The sequence below is a fragment of the Pseudomonas sp. PNPG3 genome (genome assembly GCF_023093815.1).
Classification (GTDB): Bacteria; Pseudomonadota; Gammaproteobacteria; order Pseudomonadales; family Pseudomonadaceae; genus Aquipseudomonas; species Aquipseudomonas asiatica.
This window is the reverse complement of the sequence record NZ_JALLKV010000001.1, coordinates 124,128-140,375: the sequence shown is the minus strand read 5'-3', so window position 1 is coordinate 140,375 and position 16,248 is coordinate 124,128. Positions and strand designations below refer to the sequence as shown.

The following is a 16,248-nucleotide window of genomic DNA, read 5'->3' as shown; positions in this document are numbered from 1 at the left end:
TTATGAATGGGGAGTTGATTTTGTACCCCAGATGTACCCTTTTTTACAGCAGCTACGAGTGGATTACAGTGCACGCACCGAGGGGAGGGCCGGTGTCAAACGTGCAATCCCTCACCAGTCGCGCAGCTCATGCTTTGGGCTCATCCCAGTCGCTACGCGTTGCAGTAATCAGCGCATCCCAGTCATCAGGAGGGTTGCCGCGGCCGAGCATCTTCTCGAATACGACGTAGGGATCGGATTTGCTGCCTGCGGACCGTAAGGTGTTTTCGTCGTTGACCCATGCATAGACGATGACCTTGGACCTTGAGTCGTAGCGAAAGAACAGCCGAAAGCGCCTGCCGATTTTTGCGCGGCGCCAATGTCTGTAGGCGGTGCCCAGCGTGTTGCCTTGGCGGAACTCATCACGGCCCGGGTCGGCAGGCACAGCCTCCATGATCAGATGGCTCAATGCCCGAAGCAGCTTGACGTTGGCGTTGCTTTCAAAACCTTGCGGATCGTTCTGCTCGGCCCGGGCGGCGGCTTCTTGCAATTTGCGTAGCTGTAAAGTCACACCCTCATGGAACAACAGTGTCCAGCCATGTCGCAGCATCAGATCGCGACCTCACCGTCGATATCTTCGTCCAGGTTTACAGGGTGGTTTGCATTGGCGAGCATGGTTTGCGCCAAGTCTTCCGGCAGGGTGGTGAGGTTGCGTCCGTTTCGGATATCAGCCTCCAGCAAACCCAGGAACGCACCGATGGCAGGGTCTTCGTGGGTGGTTTCTACGCGGCTGACCACGATTTCACCCCCGCGCACGTCGAATGCAATCTTGCCACCTGTGTCAACGCCCAGTAGCTGGCGAACGGATTTTGGCAGTGTGACCTGTCCCTTCGAGGTCAACGTGGCGATTTCGTGGATGGCAGGCATGAGTGTTCTCCCGGATGTATTGATCGGATGGTAAGGAATAATCCTTACTCGGTCAATCTTGGTTTCTGCTGATCAGGCACTAATAGGGTTACCGACCAATGCGGCGAGTGTCGACAGCAAGGGTTTCCTGCCCAACCCTTTCGCAGGTGAAAAGCCATTCTTCATAATCACTGCGCAGAATGCCGAGTAGTACCGGGCGTATCTGAGCGAGGGACAGATGGCAATGCTGCGCCGCTGTCGTCTACGCAGCGCTGCATGCAGAGGCCTATGGTGAGAGGGTTGACGCTCTAAGTCTGATTCCACACATGCTGGAGGCGTTCATGGTAGGAGATCGGGAGGGCTGCGGAGTCGCTACGCACAAGATCAGCGCGCAAACAGGAGCTGTTCCGATCAGCCGAGAACTCCACACTGACTGACGATCTTGCTCCTCAGCAGCAGGCCACTCTGAATCGCCCCGCTGGCTAGGCGGAACTGTTGGGGGGCTGTCACACAGTTTCAGGTCGGGATAGCAAGTTCCACTACGTTGTCGCCTCCAAAAAGACGATTCACCGCTGCGAGAGCTGTATCCGGCATGGCCTGTGTGGCCAGCACGGCGAGTCGCGTCATAGGTCGGGAGATGGATACATAAAAGAGATTACGAGCACGATAGAAGCCCTTTGTGTTCTTTGCATTCAGCGCATTTGTCTCAATTAGCTCGAGTAGTTGTGGCCAGTTATAGTGGTTCCAACCGCCTCCCAGCACTACAAGAACGTTCTCAAACTCGGCGCCCTTGACGCTATGTTGCGTGGCAAAGGATGTCTGCTTTTCGATGAACTTGACCACCTCAACGACCTCTCCGTAAGGAATGTCCCGCAGCTTGCTGTACCGCATAAGTGCGGATGCATCCTCAGGTATGGGGTCGCCGTTTAGTGCTATGAGTTCTTCGTCGCGCCGCAATACGCGGTCTGGTGGCGATGGACGTCTTGTCACCTTCAGGTGGTCAATGACCTGTCCGATCGTGCCTTCTGCACGCAGCTTCTGGAGGGCATCCATGTCGCGACGCCAACTGGCTTTGTCTTCATGTTTGGTTATCGCAGGACCGGAGCCGAATGCCCTGAACATATCGCCGTAGCGAGATGCGCCGTAGGCTGCACATATGGGTTCAACGACTTCTGCAAAGAACTTGATCGCCGGGTCTTCCTTTTTTGCGAATAGATCGTTACGGCCGCTGAATACCTTAGCGAGGTTGGGATAGCCCTGTTCAGCGGCTAGGACGTTGTGGGTAAGCATCAGTACCTTCGTCCTGCTCAGGTCCCAGCCCTCGGCTTGCAGCTGTTGCATCAAATCTTCCCGAGTGCATCGGGCCAGATCAGGTGGCAGATCCTCTTTGGCGTGCGGGTCATTTGTCCGTTGACCCTTGTAAGCGTTGGTGTGAAAGAAGCGCGCCTCGCCCTTTGCCTCGGGGTCATGAACGGCTTGGTGTAGTTCAGGTCGCAGCTTGTTCAGCACATCCACGACTGCGGGAACCGACCGGAAGTTGGAGCCTTTGGCAATTTCTTTGATCGGATATTCCGCGAGCTCGTATTCACTTCGATAAATGGTTTGCCAGTGGTCTCCAAATAGACCAACGAGGGGCCCGGTTGCGGGCTTTAAGAAGTGCTCGGTAATCGCCTCCATGAATTGGCGATGGGTATCTTGATACTCGTCGATAAAAATCACTGGAAACTGCTGGGTCAAGATGCGTCGAAATTTTTCCTTCTGCAGAAGCTTGGCCATCATCTCTGGGATGTCGTCGTGACTCAGCGTGACTCTGTCCATGTCGACGCCGAAGAATCCTAGGTCGTAATCCACGGGCTTTGAGCCGATACCTCCGCCTTGTTCGACTTTCTCTTTCCGATCCTCCATTTCCCCCACGAGGTCACGTAGCGCCTTCTGAAACTGGCGTAGGAATGCCCACGAGAAGCCGTGGATGGTATTGACCAGAATGGCGGGATGATCCTCAATCTCTTGGGCAATCTCATTACGGGCAACTTCGGTGTAGGTGATGCAGGCTACCTTTTGCCCCGCTCGAACCAAGGCTGGGCCTCGCTCCGCAATCAATCGCTTCAGCGCGGTGACCAGGGAATACGTCTTGCCTGCGCCGGCACCAGCTTCAAGGCGAAAGCTGTGACCCGTATCAAGGGCCTCATTGATCTTTCTTTGAGCCTCTTGTGCAGCGATGAGTGCGGGATTCTCGTCAGGTTTAGTCATACTGCCTCCTCCTTGGCTGGCGCTTCCACGTTCTGTGCGGGTGGAGGAGGGGGTTCGGAAAGCCATGCCAGGCCTTCCTGGATATAGCGGGGTACCACCCATTCTTTCTCGCGAATGGCGAACCGCAAGGCCGTATCCGCTTTCGCGAGCCCCTGGGCTATCTCCCACGCTTCATTGGCCTCGTCCTGTTCCTTTAACCACTCAAATCGATCCGGGTTTGCTAGAACGAGCGCGTCTTCATAGCTGCGGGCGCATACGTTCGTACCAGGTTTCTCTGCAATCTGATAGGCAATGCGACGGTAGCCGCTTTGCTTCTCCTCGGCAGTCTTGGCAACAAGCTCGGCAGGAGTGATTTGCCAGTCATCCTTTCCCTCGGTATCTTCGGGGCGAAACCATTCCTTGATAGCCGCGTTCGACGTCCGCTCGCCTTCAGCCACAGGGCACTTGTCCCAAGTCGTAATCGTCTTTCCTTTCTTGTTCTGCTTTTCCACCGGTTTGGTTGAATCCAGATCGGTGACGACCAAGGTCTTGAGTTCGAGAAAGTCGAGGAGTGGATAGAAGATGTGCGCATAAGCTCCGCCGACCTCGACGCAGGTTACGTACTGTCTGGCCAGCTTGTGCTTGTCGTCGAGCGACCTATCAACCAATTCGCACAGCCGAGGCATCAGCAGCCGCTCCGTCGTCCCTTCGACCATAATGGCCTTGTCCGCAAAGTACAGATCGCACTTGGTCAACGTCATGTACTGGTGCAGGAAGTTCTGGTCGTCGGGAGAGATACTGCTCATGCCCTTCTTGAAATCTTTAACCTTGGTCTGACGAGCATTTGTCTGGCCCGGCGACTCATTTAGGAAATACCGTACTGCTTCAAACGATGCGGCATTTGCAACATGCGGAGAATGCGTCGTGATGACGAACTGAACGTTCCACGCAGCCTCTTCGGGGTAGCTCGCCGACAGCTTTCTAATGGCGGCATTCAGTTGGCCGATGAAAACTTCTTGCATCTGCGGATGCAAATGAGCCTCAGGTTCTTCAACGAAGATTAGATGTGTGGCTGGGCGGGTTGCCTTGGCTCGGTAGGCCTTGTGGTAGCTTTCGAGCTGCAACAACATGTAGATCAGATTGCGAGTGCCGAGGCCGTTGTAGCCTTCCGGAAGATGTACCCCGTCTGTGCCGGTGTAGACCACCTTTGTGTGGTCCGACAGCAGGGCCTCAACATTCAATGAGGTCTCGGGCCGGAGCTCGGTATCGTTGAGGCTTGGAAAGCCCAGTACTTCCATGGCCGGCAGCAGCTTCTTCAGCATTTCATCGAAGTTACCTTGAATGCTGCGTTCGATGCCTTCGACTGACGCCTTCAGCTTTGCCGCCAGCTCCTGATCTCCTGCTGCGGCCGTTGGTGCGGAAGCAGTCTTGAATAGCGCGCTGAGCAATTTGCCAATGACATCGGCGTCGCCATGCTTTGCATGGTCGAGAGTTCTTTGTGCGCGAACGAAATTGCACTGCAGTAAAGCCGCTAGTGCGGTCGTACCCTCAAAGTCACGCCGATTGGTATCGTCCGTGGGGTCGATGGCGAACACATGGATGTTGTATGCCTTGGGCAACGTGTCGCGTAATGAGCGGAAGAAGTGTGTTCTTAGCTCGACACCTTCTGGCTCGGCAGGTACATCAAGCAGAGTGTGGAGAGTTGCCAGCGTCGCTTTGTACTCGACGCGCACAATGGCTGTGGTGGAGTCTACGTCCAGGTCAATAACGAAAGGCGCAAGAGGCCCTAAATTCGGGGCGGTGCTGTCGTAGCGGAAGGTTAGAGTAAGAGAGAGCGTCGGGAGTGCTGCGAGTACGTCCTCTGGCTTTGCCGACTTTTCTCTCAGCGTCTTTGCATTGAAGAACCGCTCGCGTTGGGGGGGGCGAAAAGTCTTCCAGACGAAATCGCGCTCCGGTCTCCCCGGTGAAGCGATCAAAAATGTCGGTAAACGATGTCTTCCCGCTATTGTTGCGCCCTACGATTACTGTGGAATTTCCTTCCAGCATGATCTCAACATCCTGGAGGAGTCGAAATCCCTCGACCCTAACCTTCTCGATTCGCATGTTTGCTCCCGATTGATTGCCTCTAGTCGTTTCCTGTTTGCCGCCTGGTCTTAGATGCTCTGTTGATGATCGGGCGGATTACTTTTCCCCATGGCTCAGATCGTCTAAGAGAGTGCTGGCAACCGCTTCCTCTGGAATTGCGAGCCCTTGGGTGTCCATGGCGGTGTGCAGCTCTTTGTCCCATAGAGCCTCGACCCCGTTGAGGGCCAAATCGCGCGGTCGCGTCTGCACTACCATCACCGCTTCGAGGTAGTCTCTGCAGCCGAATCGCCAAGGGACTGCCTGCCAAGTACGCATGACGTGATTGCCGATGACGATCCCTGGCCAGTCGTAGTCGCCATGGTAGTGCAGGCGCGCGCCGGCGGCGGCCAACTGGTCGAGTAGAATTCGCTGCGCAGCGGCGGGCATGCCATCGGTGCAGACTAATGGAGCACTATCGGCACCCAGACGGTCGGCGACGATGGCTACTATGTTCGGGTTTTCACATACGTACACATTCCGTCCGTCTACTGCCCAGGAATACGGCTTGCGAACCAATTGCCGCAGTGAGAGGTAGGCGGGCTCGCCAGGCAGCCAGGTGTGGGCTGTGTCTGGCAGCGCAGGCAAGTTAAGAAAGAGAGCAGGGCGGGCCAGCTCGTTGACGAGAACTCCCGCCCTCGACCAGACCTCCCGCACACGCTCTTCGGCTCCACCGCCAGTCTCGGTTGTTGCCTCATCTTCTTGAGAGCCGCCCGTGCGCTCGTGCAGGCGCCAGGCCGACAGTACCAGGGTCGCAACAGGACGGCCGGGATCCAGCGCATGGGCATCGCCCAGCGTTTCGGCGGCAAGTTGCGAGCGAGGCAGTCCTTCCTCGGGCAGACGGCGGAGCACAGTATCAGTCGCTGCCAGTAGCTGATTGGCGCGCGCGGGATCGCGCCCAAGACGCTTGAGCAGGGGCATGCAGGTTGCCGCGTTTTGCAGCCAGGCGCAGAGGAGAGGGCTGCCTTCGGCCGACGCCGAGGTCGTGAGGGCCGACCATTGTGCCGCTAGCGTTTTACGCAGGCTGGCTTTCGCAACAATGGGGCCATCCAGTTGCGCCAGCGCATCCTGTAGCGAGTTGGCTAGCCCGGCCTCACGCAGTCGTGCATCGAGCTCGGCAATGTCCAGCGTCATCGAGCAAGCTATTCGTGAGGGGCGACCGGTCAGTTGGCAAAGAGCCGAGTACTCTTCCGCGGCAAGGTTGCTCAAGTGAACCGAGGATAGCGACTGCTCGGCATCGGCGAGCTCAAAACGGCGGCGCAGGCGCTGGCGCAGGGCGGCCAGTGCTGGCCCGCCGAGCAGGCGCTGTAGACGTAAGTCGGGGCTGGTCTTCATGCCAAGGGGAACCTGCGATCAGGATCTTCTTCGAGTCGCTTAGCCCGTCCATCCCAGGTCCAGCGCGAGACGAACACCGCATCGATACCTTCGCGACGCTGCAACTGGCAGATCGACACGCCAGGTAGCTCCGCATAGCAGGCCCACTCCCGCTCGCTGGTGATGACGAAATCCAGGTCGAATTCCCGCACCAGGCCCATGCAGTGGGCGCGGGCGGTATCGTCGATACCGGCGAAGGCTTCGTCGAGCAGCATCAAGCGTGGCGCCAAGGGACTGCCGCCGTGGCCGTAGAAACTGGCGATAGCGGCGAACAATGGGACGGTCAGGCCTAACGCGCGTTCGCCACTGGAGGCCGGTCCAGACAGCTTGCGCCATTGACCATCCTGCTGACGCTGGATGCGGAAACGATGCCAATAGCGATAGTCCAGCGCGTGGGCGAGTTGATCGAGAAGACTTCTACCTGCGCTGTCAGCGTCGGCCAGGGCGCGTTCGGCGGCGATCTGCTGTTGCAGCATGGTACCGACCGCACGCCGGTCTTCGGTCGACCAGAGGTCGGCGCTGGTATTGAGCAGGCTCTTGCGTGCGGCCTCCAGGCCTGCCGGTGCGCCTTCCTCGACTGATAGCGGCTCCCATAGCAGGCGGTAGCGTACGCCAGTGGTGGTTGGGCGCTTGTGCAATTCGTTGTTTATCGCCTCGACGCGGTCGTCGGCAGCTCGCATCAGTCGCTGGAGCTCGGCGGCGATTTCTGCCTGGAGGTGATTTTCCAAAACTTCACGCTCACGAGCCGACAACAGTTCGCTGCGCTGGGCAATATCCTCGGCCAACAGTAGCGCGAGGGTATCGGGGCGCTCGGCACGGTTCTGGTACTGGATTGTGACGGTGATGCCCCAATCGTTGGGTTCTGAGATGGCCTGGTGGTTCAAGGCGCTCAGCCCGCGCTGCAGTTCACTTAGGTCTTCGGCGATCTGTTTCTGTACGCGCGCCCAAGTGGCTTCGTCATCGGCGATGTCAGCCAGCGCCTGTTCGATGCGGCGGGCTAGGTTCAGCGCCGGGTCGATGCTCCAATGCTCAGGCAATTGCAGGTCCGGCAATGCGGCGGCCAGCAGGCCGCTGGCGCTGAAATGGCGAAGGCGTTCGACGGCCATGGCGCGCTCGTTGCTACGCTCGCTCAGAGTCTGCTCAGTGCGTTCGACGTGCGCTGCGATCACGGCCAGCCGTTTTTCCGCTTCGCCCAGCGCCGTGCGGCGTGTTTCGGCGTCCTGCTCGGCCTGGGTACGTCCGGCGAGCGCGGTGGCCAGTTTGGCCAGCAATTCTTCCACTTGCTGGCCGATGGACTGGCGTAGTGTCTCCAAGCGGACCCGGGCCTGTTCAGCCTGCTCGTCGGCGACCATCAGGGTTTCCTCAGCCTGTTCCAGCACCCTGCGCGCTTCGCCTTCGCGCTGTTGCTGCTGACACTGATCGGGCCATGCGCGCTGCCACTCGCGTGCCGCCTGGACCAGGTGCGCCTGGACGGTGGCAAAGTGTTCCAAGGCCTCTTCGGTTGCTGGTAGCAGCTCGAGCTCTGCCGGCAGGCTCAGGTCGGTCGCGTCGTGGTGTAACTGCTCGCGTGCCGATTGCCATGCGTCTTTGGCTTCCTGGCTGCGTGTTTCGGCCAGCACCAACAGCTGCCGGATCCGATCGACATCACGAGCGGCCTGCAGCGCGACAGCAATCGCATCGTGCAGTGGGCGCTCGGAGGGTATGCTTTTCCGTTCCCGTTCGGCTTGGCTGCGCTCGGCGGCCAGGGTTTCGTATTGTCGTTCGAGCTTGGCTTGCGCCATGTCGAGTTCGGCAAGGAGGGTGGCGAGTGCTTCCAGCCGTCGTTGTCGTGCCAGTTCCCGTGCACTGCGGCCGATGTAGCCTGCTTCGGTTTTTTGCCAGGCACCTGCCAGCGGCCCCAGACGATAGCGACCATCAGGCGACAACCAGGCTTCGGCATCGCTCGGCTCCTGCGTGCCGTAAGCCACGCCCTCCAACAGTGCAGTCAGCGTTGCTAGTGCGATCGGGCAGGCCTCGGGCAATGCCGGGATCAGTGCAGCGTTCAGGTTGGCACCATTCACTGGCGCGCGCTGGTGCCAGCTGCTATCGAGCAGCGGCGTACCGTCGCTATCGCTCAATACCCCATTTGGCGACAGCCAGGCGTCAAGTAGGCCGCTGGCTTCCAGGGCGGCTTCCAGCCCGGCCCGTTGCGCGGCATCCAGGCTCGGGTGGAAATCCACCAGGTGCCAGAGCGGCGCGCCGTGCCGTTGCAGACGCACACCACTGGCCCGGGTGAGCGGCTCGGCGGGCAGCGCATCTTCGCCGGCGGCCAGGCGGGTGCGCTCGTCCTCGATATCGGCGCGCTGCTTGTCCAGGCTGGTATGGTAACTGTCCAACTCCGCCTGTTGGGCGGCGTGTCGTTGCAGCGTCGTCTGCCAGGCGTTGTCCAGTGCCACTTGCGCCGGGTTTTCGACTTCCGGAAGGGCCACCCACTCGGCCAGTTGTAGCAAGGGCTGCTCAGCATTGAAGCGCAGTTGGATGAGGCTTGTGCAGTGCTCGGACCAGGCTTCGAGCAACGCGCTGCCTGCCTGTTCTGCTTGCTGGTCGGCCCGCTCGCGTTGCGCCAGTGCTATGTCCATTTCACCGCGAATGGTTCGAGCGTGTTCTTGCTTGTCCGCCAGTACCGCTTGGTGTTGGCTAACTTCGGCATGACGCTTACGCAGATGGGCGATGTCCTGGCGCCGACTCCTCACCAGCTCGCGCAGGGCTTCTTCAGCGGCCCTGTACTCGGGCGGATGTGCCGCGAGCGCTTCGGCTTCAAGGCTAAGCAGTGGGTTGATTGCGAGGTCTGCTGTTATAGCGAGTGCTTCGGCCGCGTCCAGCGTACGAGTACGCGACTTTTCCAGCTCATCGCGAGCTTGAATGGCCGCAGCGGTCCGTCGCTGGCTCAGTTCTACTTCGCTATTGAGTTTGCTACGCGCTTCATCGCGCTGTCGGCCTGCCGTGTGAGCTGCATGTTGCCGTTCAGTGGCATTACGCTCTTCCAGGGCAAGACGGTTGGCGTCCTGGTTGGCGGGATCGCTCTGCAGCGTATCTACCAGCTCCCGGGCCGCCGAATACTTCAGCTTCGCGGCTTCGTGCTCCGCAAAAGCCTCACCCTGCGCGTTCTGTGCGCCGGCGAGTTCAGCCTGCGCTTGATTGCGAGCCTCGCTGGCGTTGTCGAAATGGGTTTGAGCCTGGCGTAGTTCTCGTGCCTGGCGCCGCGCCAACATACCGGTATAGATTCGGTAGCGTCGTTCAAACTGGGTGACGGTTTGCTCCAGTAGGCGCGTTTCTTCCAATTGAATGCGGTCTTCCTCCAACTGGTTGAGCGCTTCGGCCACATCGCCCAGCAGCTCGGGTGGTAGCGGTGGCAGCGACTCGCTCAGAGCATTGGAAAGGCCGGTTTCGTCGGGTTTCTTCGACAGTTGTGGCTGGCGCAGCTGGATCAGCGTATCCATCAGCGCGTCGTAGCGCCGTGTCCCTAGCTGGAACAGGCGCTCGTCCACGGCACGGCGATACAGCTGATGGTTTTCGAATAGTTGACCGCGTCCGCCAAGTGCATCGCGCAAGCGTTCGCGAGTAAGAACCTGGCGCTCGGCAGTGGTAAGCCAGAGATCTTCGCCGATACGTGGGTCTAGTGTCGTGCCGTCACCTTCCAGGATGAAAAACCAGCTGTCCACTTGAGCCCGGCCATCGACTGCCGACAAACCGACCCCCAGGGTCAGGTAGCGGGGGCGGCCATCGCGCTCGCGTCGGCCGAACTCTATCCAGCTGTAGCCGATACGGCGGGGATAGTTGCCGACCAGGAGGTTCCAGGCCATCTTCTTGCCGCTATCACCGTCGGGCTCGACGCGCGACGAGCGCAATTGTGCGTCCAGCAGCAACGGTAAGGTCAGCGACAGCACCTTGGATTTCCCGGTGCCGTTATTGCCGCGCAGAAGTAAATGACCATCGTGGAACCAGAACTCCTCACTGTCGTAGTGGAACAGTTCGACGAGGCCAAGACGTAAGGGCTGCCAGCGTTCGCGCAGAGGTTTGGGCAGTGCGGGGCGGGAGGGGGTGATGAATAGGTCGCTGGTCATGCGTCAGGCTCGGTTAGAAACAGGGTTTCGGCCCCTTGGGCGTTGCGCACCTCGGTCTGTCCGAGGGAGAAGCGGGCAATGGCGGGCAACGGATGTACGCCATGCATATCACGCAGCATTAGGCCCAGACGACATAGGCGAGCGATGGCGATTTCCGCCAGCTCGTGTTCGGCGCCTGGCGAGCGCGCCGATTTGCGCCAGTAGCGACCATATCGCCCAGCGGCCTCGTGCAGGAACAGGGCAATCTCGCTTTCTGTCGCTCGCAATGGGGCACGTTTATCCCGCAGACGCCGGGCCAGGTACTCCGCTACCAGCAGCGTTACATGAGCCTCAGTGCCCTCGGCGGGCATGGCTACATCCGTCAGTTGCCCGCTCTCGTCGATCAGGGAAAGGCCTTCGGCGCGTTGCTCGGCGACCAGTCCGGTGGCTTCACACAAGCGGTTGGCGAGAACACCACGCTGATTGAGGAAATAGCTGCGCGTCTCTTCATCCAGGCTGTCGGTATACAGCACCGGATCGTCGAGCAGGCGTCGCGCCAGGTGGTGGCGTATGGCGTCGCGCCTGCCTTGCTCGCTGTCCGCTGTAAAGCCGGCCACCAGTGCATGCAGCCGCGCCTCGGTATTTCCCGGAGTCTCCTCTGTGCTCCAGGTCGAGGGCCCGCGCACCGCCGCCAGCAGGCCGGCCAGCAAGCGCCGGTGAATGTCGTAGAGCGCGTCGGACTGTGGCCCGCTGCCGTCCTGTACGTAACTCTCTTCCTCGCCAGCGACACGTTCGAGAACGCCATGAGCCAGGAGGGTACGGCACACCATGACCAACTCGCGTCTTTCGGCAGCGCAGTGCAAGGTGAAGGCGAAACCCAATGTCTGCAATGCCGGGTCGGCGGCTTGTTGTACGATCCGTTCGCCGATCTGTCGCAGGGTGATCTGCGGGTCGGCTCGCTCCAGCACTGCAGCAGCCAGACACAGCAGTACATAGCGACGCCGGTCATAGTCCGGCAGGCCGCGGGTCGGAGCGGACAGGTCGGCCGGGCGCTTGAACAGGCGGGCACCCTCGCGGTCCACATGCAGCGGCCAGCCGGTCTCGCGGGCGAACCACTCGCGCAGGCGCTCGGCTTGGCGACGTACGGCGGGGAAATCCGCGTGCCCTGGCGGCATGAGCGGGCACATCAGCAGGCTACGCAGAGCCCGGCGGAATTCGTCTTGCTGCTGCGCCTTCTGTGTTTCTCCGACATGTCGGGTGCCACGGCGGGACGAGGGTATGCTCATGATCTGTCCTCGGTGAGCCGGATCGTCAGCAGATGATCCCGGCCGGAGAACATCCCGGCTGCCGTGCAGATTTGGGCGCGGCTGTTTTCAGCCAAAGGTTCCAGGCGAATATGCAGCAGACCGTCGCCCGTTTGGCGCTCGACAGGGCTGTTCGGATCCTGTTGTTCAGCCAGTGCCTCGCCAAGCAATCCCAGAAAGAGGCCGAAGGCATGCACATCGAGCTCGCCCAGCTCCGATAAGCGTGTCGGGCGGCCGCTCGCCAATCGCCGGCGCGCGGCCTCGACCTGGCGCGATTCCTCCGCCAATTGCTGAGCCATCAGCGCCCGATCCCGGCTACGATCGCGCACTTTCGCCAGTGCGCCGCGCGGTGCGGCTTCACCATACTCGCGCAAGCGCGGATTGATGATCAGCGGAGGTGCATCCAGCCAAGAGGTGCTCGCTGGCACGTCGTCCGCATCAGCAACCTCTAGTGAGAAGTGGCGCGCTGGGTGCAGCGCGAACGCTGCTTGCGCGAGACGGTGTGCATCGTCGTCGCTGTCGCATGCAGCGAACCACTGCGCCAGCACTCGGAAATCGGCCGATCGGTCGCTGCGCCCGCTGCGTCGCTCATTAATTGCCGCGATGGCGCTAAGCAGTTGCGGAATCGCCGATCGCGCTCGGGCACGCAGTAGTTCTGCTTGAGGCGGTTCGTTGCCGGTGGCCAGAAACCAGCCACGCAATCCTTTCCAACGCTCGCGCCAGATATCCTGGCGACGCTGCGTTTCCTCTGCCTGCTCGCCAGTGTCGTCGGGGGCGGCATCACGCGCTTCACGTGCAGCGACTTGGCGTAAGACATACTCGATGATGGCGGACAGTTCATGCAGCGTGCGGGCGATGGCATCGGAGCGGCGGATCAGATCACCCATAAAGCGCTCGAGATAGTCGATCAGCCGTCGCTTGTAAGCGACCAATGCGGTGGCGTCGGCTTGCTGCAGCTCTAGACTACGTGCCACTCCAGCCATGAACGCCTGGGCGTTTTCAGTAAGACCCTCAAACACTCGCACTAGGTCGCGCAGAATCTCATGTGCCTTGGCGGTATCAAGGTCGTTGCCGGATTGTGCCTCAGCCATCAATCGCTGCAAGGCTCGTAAGCGGCTGTCTATGTCCTCCAGCGCGACTGTCTGCAGTTCTGCACGATGACGTAGGCTCTGCGCGAACGCTATCAGGCCGGCCTCTACCGCCTCGCCGCCGCGCGAGAGCCTATAGAGAAAACGTGCCCGGTAATAATCGTTGAGCGTGGATACACGCGTCATGTCCGGCTGCGATTCGAGATTGCCCCAGGTCGCCAATTGAGCTAATGCAGCGGCAACCTCTTCCTGAGCCGGTGGCGTCCGATGACTCCAGTTTGCTTCAGATAATACTTCGTCGGGCCGTAATTGCAGGCGGTACTGGCGCTTGGCAGCAGCGAACGCCTCCATGATGGCACGATAGAGGGCCGCCTTTTCCGCAGTGGCGTGGCGGAACAAATCCGCTGAAGCTTCCGGCCAGGATGAGTTGTGAATCACCAAATTCTACCTCAGTGACCTTCCGTGATCGATGAGACCATTCTTCAGTTCTCTTCGCTATTTGCCAAGCTTTCCCTGCGAGCGAAATACTTAGGAGTTTTTTGTGTCGGGGCGCTGAGCATCTTCGGTTGGGGGCATCATTTTCAAACCATCCAAAGCATGCCCTCAAATATGCCCCAAATGTAGCAATTAGCTGGAAGTAAATAGCTATTCGAGGCTAGAAAAACGCAGAAATGATCAGCTAACAAGCATACGCCAAGCCCCTAAAGACTGTCAGGATCCCCGAAGAACATCTGTATCCGCGACCGCAACCACCGCTCTGCCGGGTCATTGTCCTGCGCCCCGCGCCAGGCCATGTGCAGCTCGAAACTACGCACATCCAGCGGCAGATCCTCAGCCCGCAACCCACCCGCCGCGGTCAACGCATCCGCCGTGTAATCCGGCACCGTAGCGACAATATCGGTGCCCGCGAGCAAGCTCCCCAGCCCGTTGAACTGCGGCACCGCCAGCACCACGTGGCGCTTGCGGCCAATCTCGTCCAGCGCCTCGTCGATGAACCCCGACAGGTCCCCGGCAAACGACACCAGCGCATGCGGCCGCGCGCAGAAGTCGTCCAGGGTGATAGCGCCGGGCACGCTGTCGGCGCGCAGCAGTTTCGGCATGCTGCGGCGCAGCACCTTGCGCTTGGCGTTGGCTGGCAGTTCGCTGGTGTAGCTGACCCCCACCGAGATCTCGCCCGAGGCCAGCAGCGTCGGCATCAGCAGGTAATTGACCCGGCGTACCACCAGCACGATACCCGGCGCTTCGGCGCGGATGCGCTTGAGCAGCTGCGGCAGCAGGGCGAATTCGGCGTCGTCCGACAGGCCGATGCGAAACACCGCATTGCTGGTGGCCGGGTCGAATTCGGCAGCGCGGCTGACGGCGGTGGAAATCGAGTCCAGCGCCGGGGACAGCAGGGCGAAGATTTCGTGGGCCCGGGCCGAGGGCTCCATGCTGCGGCCGGTGCGCACGAACAGCGGGTCGTCGAACAGGTTGCGCAGGCGCGACAGGGCCGCGCTGATGGCGGGCTGGCCGAGGAACAGTTTTTCCGCGGCACGGGTCACGCTGCGCTCGTGCATCAGCGTTTCGAACACGATCAGCAGGTTGAGGTCTACGCGACGCAGGTCGTTTCGATTCATCGGTGCGCTTCGCCTAAAGTGGGGCAGAGGTGAATCTTAAGGCCAAAGGCTGGTACCCTGCACGGGTTTAGGGGGACCAATCGCAGGGAAAGTCAGGTGCCCAATCGATGACAAGCATGTCGACTATTAATGACCACTGATGGTCTAACCGGCAAAGCCCGGATAAAGTCCGTGGTAATTAGAGGTTCACAAAGGCGAGGTATGCGATGTCCCGCATGATCCGTTTCCACAAGTTCGGCGCTGCCGATGTGCTCCGTTGCGAGGAGCAGGCCGAACCGTCACCTGCTGCCGACGAGGTACAGATCCGCGTCGAGGCGGTTGGCGTCAGCTGGTATGACGTGCTCTGGCGCCAGAACCTGGCACCGTCCCAGGCACGCCTGCCGGCGGGGATCGGCCACGAGATGGCCGGGGTGGTGACCGCGGTCGGCGAAGGGGTCGAGGATATTGCGGTGGGTGACCGGGTTGCCAGCTTCCCGGCCACCAGTGCCAACGACCACCCGGTGTATGGCGATGTCATCGTGCTGCCGCGTTCGGCCATTACCCGTTATCCGGATGTGCTCACCCCGATCGAGGCCAGCGTGCACTACACGCCGCTGCTGATCGCCTATTTCGCCTACGTCGACCTGGCCCGGGCCAAGGCCGGGCAGACTGCGCTGGTCACCGACGCCAGCCACTGCGCGGGCCCTGCCTTCGTGCAACTGGGCAAGGCCCTGGGGCTGAAGGTGTTTGCCGCCACAAAAGAGGCGGATCAGCGTGAGTACCTGCTGGGCCTGGGCGCCGACAAGGTGATTGTCACCGAAGAGCAGGACCTGTTGCTGCAGGTTGGCAAGTACACCGATGGCCGTGGCGTGGACATGGTCCTCGATGGCATGGGCGGGCCGCAGATGTCGCTGCTGGGCGATGTCCTGGCACCGCGTGGCAGCCTGGTGCTGTATGGCCTGCAAGGCGGCAATCAGACGCCGTTCCCGGCTTGCGCGGCGTTCCAGAAGAACATCCAGTTCTATGTGCACTGCATCGGCAACTTCACCGGCAAGCCGGAGCTGGGTATCAGCCAGGACCAGGTGGCGCTGCAGCGCGCCTTGCGCGATATCAACCAGTTTACTGCCGACCAGTTGCTGACACCGCAGATCATCAAGGTTTACCCGTTCGAGCAGGTGGTCGAGGCGCATCGCTACATGGACCAATGCCCATGCGGCGGGCGCGTAGTGCTGGACATGGCGCAACACTGACAGCGGTCTGCGTCATCAGGAAGCCCGGGCAGAGTCCCGGGTTTTTTGTGTCTGGTACATCATGATTGATGTTCAAAAAAGGAAATTTCCTACAATAAAAAGAGATGGGGATTATATTTAAGCTATCACCGGAGGTTGGTCGAAATATCCGGCCAAGCTTTTTGCCTTGAATTGTTATTCCCTCGCGGTCAATGTGTTTTCTCACTTCTTCTGAATGGTTTTTTTACCCTGATCTGTATCTTCTATTCGCCTTGCATCCCTCGATAATGGCTCAATGATAGTTTGCGCAAGGAGCGTGGAATGAGCATGGCTATGCCCAG

Annotated in this window: 10 protein-coding genes and 1 pseudogene; 2 read left to right on the top strand and 9 right to left on the bottom strand. The window is 60.1% G+C overall.

Annotated features, from left to right (window positions below):
* Window positions 1–127 precede the first annotated feature (127 nt).
* Together MJ643_RS00660 and MJ643_RS00655 are read right to left on the bottom strand one after the other, a co-directional pair.
* Window positions 128–589 (bottom strand): type II toxin-antitoxin system YhaV family toxin, encoded by a 462-nt coding sequence (locus MJ643_RS00660; RefSeq protein ID WP_075045415.1) that lies wholly within the window; start codon window positions 587–589, stop codon window positions 128–130.
* Window positions 589–906: a type II toxin-antitoxin system PrlF family antitoxin gene (locus MJ643_RS00655; protein WP_075045414.1), complete on the bottom strand. Its 318-nt coding sequence runs from the start codon at window positions 904–906 to the stop codon at window positions 589–591. The genes MJ643_RS00660 and MJ643_RS00655 overlap by 1 nt, the downstream gene beginning before the upstream one ends.
* Before the next feature lie 242 nt (window positions 907–1,148).
* Between MJ643_RS00655 and MJ643_RS00650 the strand changes: the two are divergent.
* A pseudogene (locus tag MJ643_RS00650) lies at window positions 1,149–1,322 on the top strand (DUF2274 domain-containing protein); the annotation flags it as partial.
* A gap of 79 nt (window positions 1,323–1,401) precedes the next feature.
* On the opposite strand, the gene MJ643_RS00645 reads toward MJ643_RS00650, so the two are convergent.
* The 7 genes from MJ643_RS00645 to MJ643_RS00610 all read right to left on the bottom strand — a co-directional run bounded on the left by MJ643_RS00645 (window position 1,402) and on the right by MJ643_RS00610 (window position 14,699).
* Window positions 1,402–3,135, bottom strand: coding sequence for a UvrD-helicase domain-containing protein (locus MJ643_RS00645; RefSeq protein ID WP_208209327.1), 1,734 nt, complete (start codon window positions 3,133–3,135; stop codon window positions 1,402–1,404).
* A complete protein-coding gene (locus MJ643_RS00640) occupies window positions 3,132–5,090 on the bottom strand; it encodes an AAA family ATPase (RefSeq protein WP_243899845.1) in 1,959 nt (652 codons plus the stop codon). The genes MJ643_RS00645 and MJ643_RS00640 overlap by 4 nt, the downstream gene beginning before the upstream one ends.
* A gap of 205 nt (window positions 5,091–5,295) precedes the next feature.
* A complete protein-coding gene (locus MJ643_RS00630; RefSeq protein WP_208209328.1) occupies window positions 5,296–6,570 on the bottom strand; it encodes a TIGR02679 family protein in 1,275 nt (424 codons plus the stop codon).
* Window positions 6,567–10,712, bottom strand: coding sequence for a TIGR02680 family protein (locus MJ643_RS00625; RefSeq protein ID WP_208209329.1), 4,146 nt, complete (start codon window positions 10,710–10,712; stop codon window positions 6,567–6,569). The genes MJ643_RS00630 and MJ643_RS00625 overlap by 4 nt, the downstream gene beginning before the upstream one ends.
* Window positions 10,709–11,977, bottom strand: coding sequence for a TIGR02678 family protein (locus MJ643_RS00620; RefSeq protein WP_208209330.1), 1,269 nt, complete (start codon window positions 11,975–11,977; stop codon window positions 10,709–10,711). The genes MJ643_RS00625 and MJ643_RS00620 overlap by 4 nt, the downstream gene beginning before the upstream one ends.
* Window positions 11,974–13,521, bottom strand: a complete 1,548-nt coding sequence (locus tag MJ643_RS00615; RefSeq protein WP_208209331.1) for a TIGR02677 family protein — start codon at window positions 13,519–13,521, stop codon at window positions 11,974–11,976. Before MJ643_RS00615 ends, MJ643_RS00620 begins: the two co-directional genes overlap by 4 nt.
* Before the next feature lie 263 nt (window positions 13,522–13,784).
* Window positions 13,785–14,699, bottom strand: coding sequence for a LysR family transcriptional regulator (locus MJ643_RS00610; RefSeq protein WP_038409468.1), 915 nt, complete (start codon window positions 14,697–14,699; stop codon window positions 13,785–13,787).
* Window positions 14,700–14,905: 206 nt separating this feature from the next.
* Between MJ643_RS00610 and MJ643_RS00605 the strand changes: the two genes are divergently transcribed.
* On the top strand, window positions 14,906–15,928 hold the full coding sequence (locus MJ643_RS00605) for a zinc-dependent alcohol dehydrogenase family protein (RefSeq protein WP_038409469.1): 1,023 nt from the start codon (window positions 14,906–14,908) through the stop codon (window positions 15,926–15,928).
* Window positions 15,929–16,248 lie beyond the last annotated feature (320 nt).

Bases quoted from the DNA above. Each gene is read 5' to 3' on its own strand.
- MJ643_RS00625 (WP_208209329.1), bottom strand. From the start codon at position 10,712: ATGACCAGCGACCTATTCATCACCCCCTCCCGCCCCGCACTGCCCAAA.
- MJ643_RS00620 (WP_208209330.1), bottom strand. From the start codon at position 11,977: ATGAGCATACCCTCGTCCCGCCGTGGCACCCGACATGTCGGAGAAACA.
- MJ643_RS00655 (WP_075045414.1), bottom strand. From the start codon at position 906: ATGCCTGCCATCCACGAAATCGCCACGTTGACCTCGAAGGGACAGGTC.
- MJ643_RS00605 (WP_038409469.1), top strand. From the start codon at position 14,906: ATGTCCCGCATGATCCGTTTCCACAAGTTCGGCGCTGCCGATGTGCTC.
- MJ643_RS00630 (WP_208209328.1), bottom strand. From the start codon at position 6,570: ATGAAGACCAGCCCCGACTTACGTCTACAGCGCCTGCTCGGCGGGCCA.
- MJ643_RS00610 (WP_038409468.1), bottom strand. From the start codon at position 14,699: ATGAATCGAAACGACCTGCGTCGCGTAGACCTCAACCTGCTGATCGTG.
- MJ643_RS00645 (WP_208209327.1), bottom strand. From the start codon at position 3,135: ATGACTAAACCTGACGAGAATCCCGCACTCATCGCTGCACAAGAGGCT.
- MJ643_RS00660 (WP_075045415.1), bottom strand. From the start codon at position 589: ATGCTGCGACATGGCTGGACACTGTTGTTCCATGAGGGTGTGACTTTA.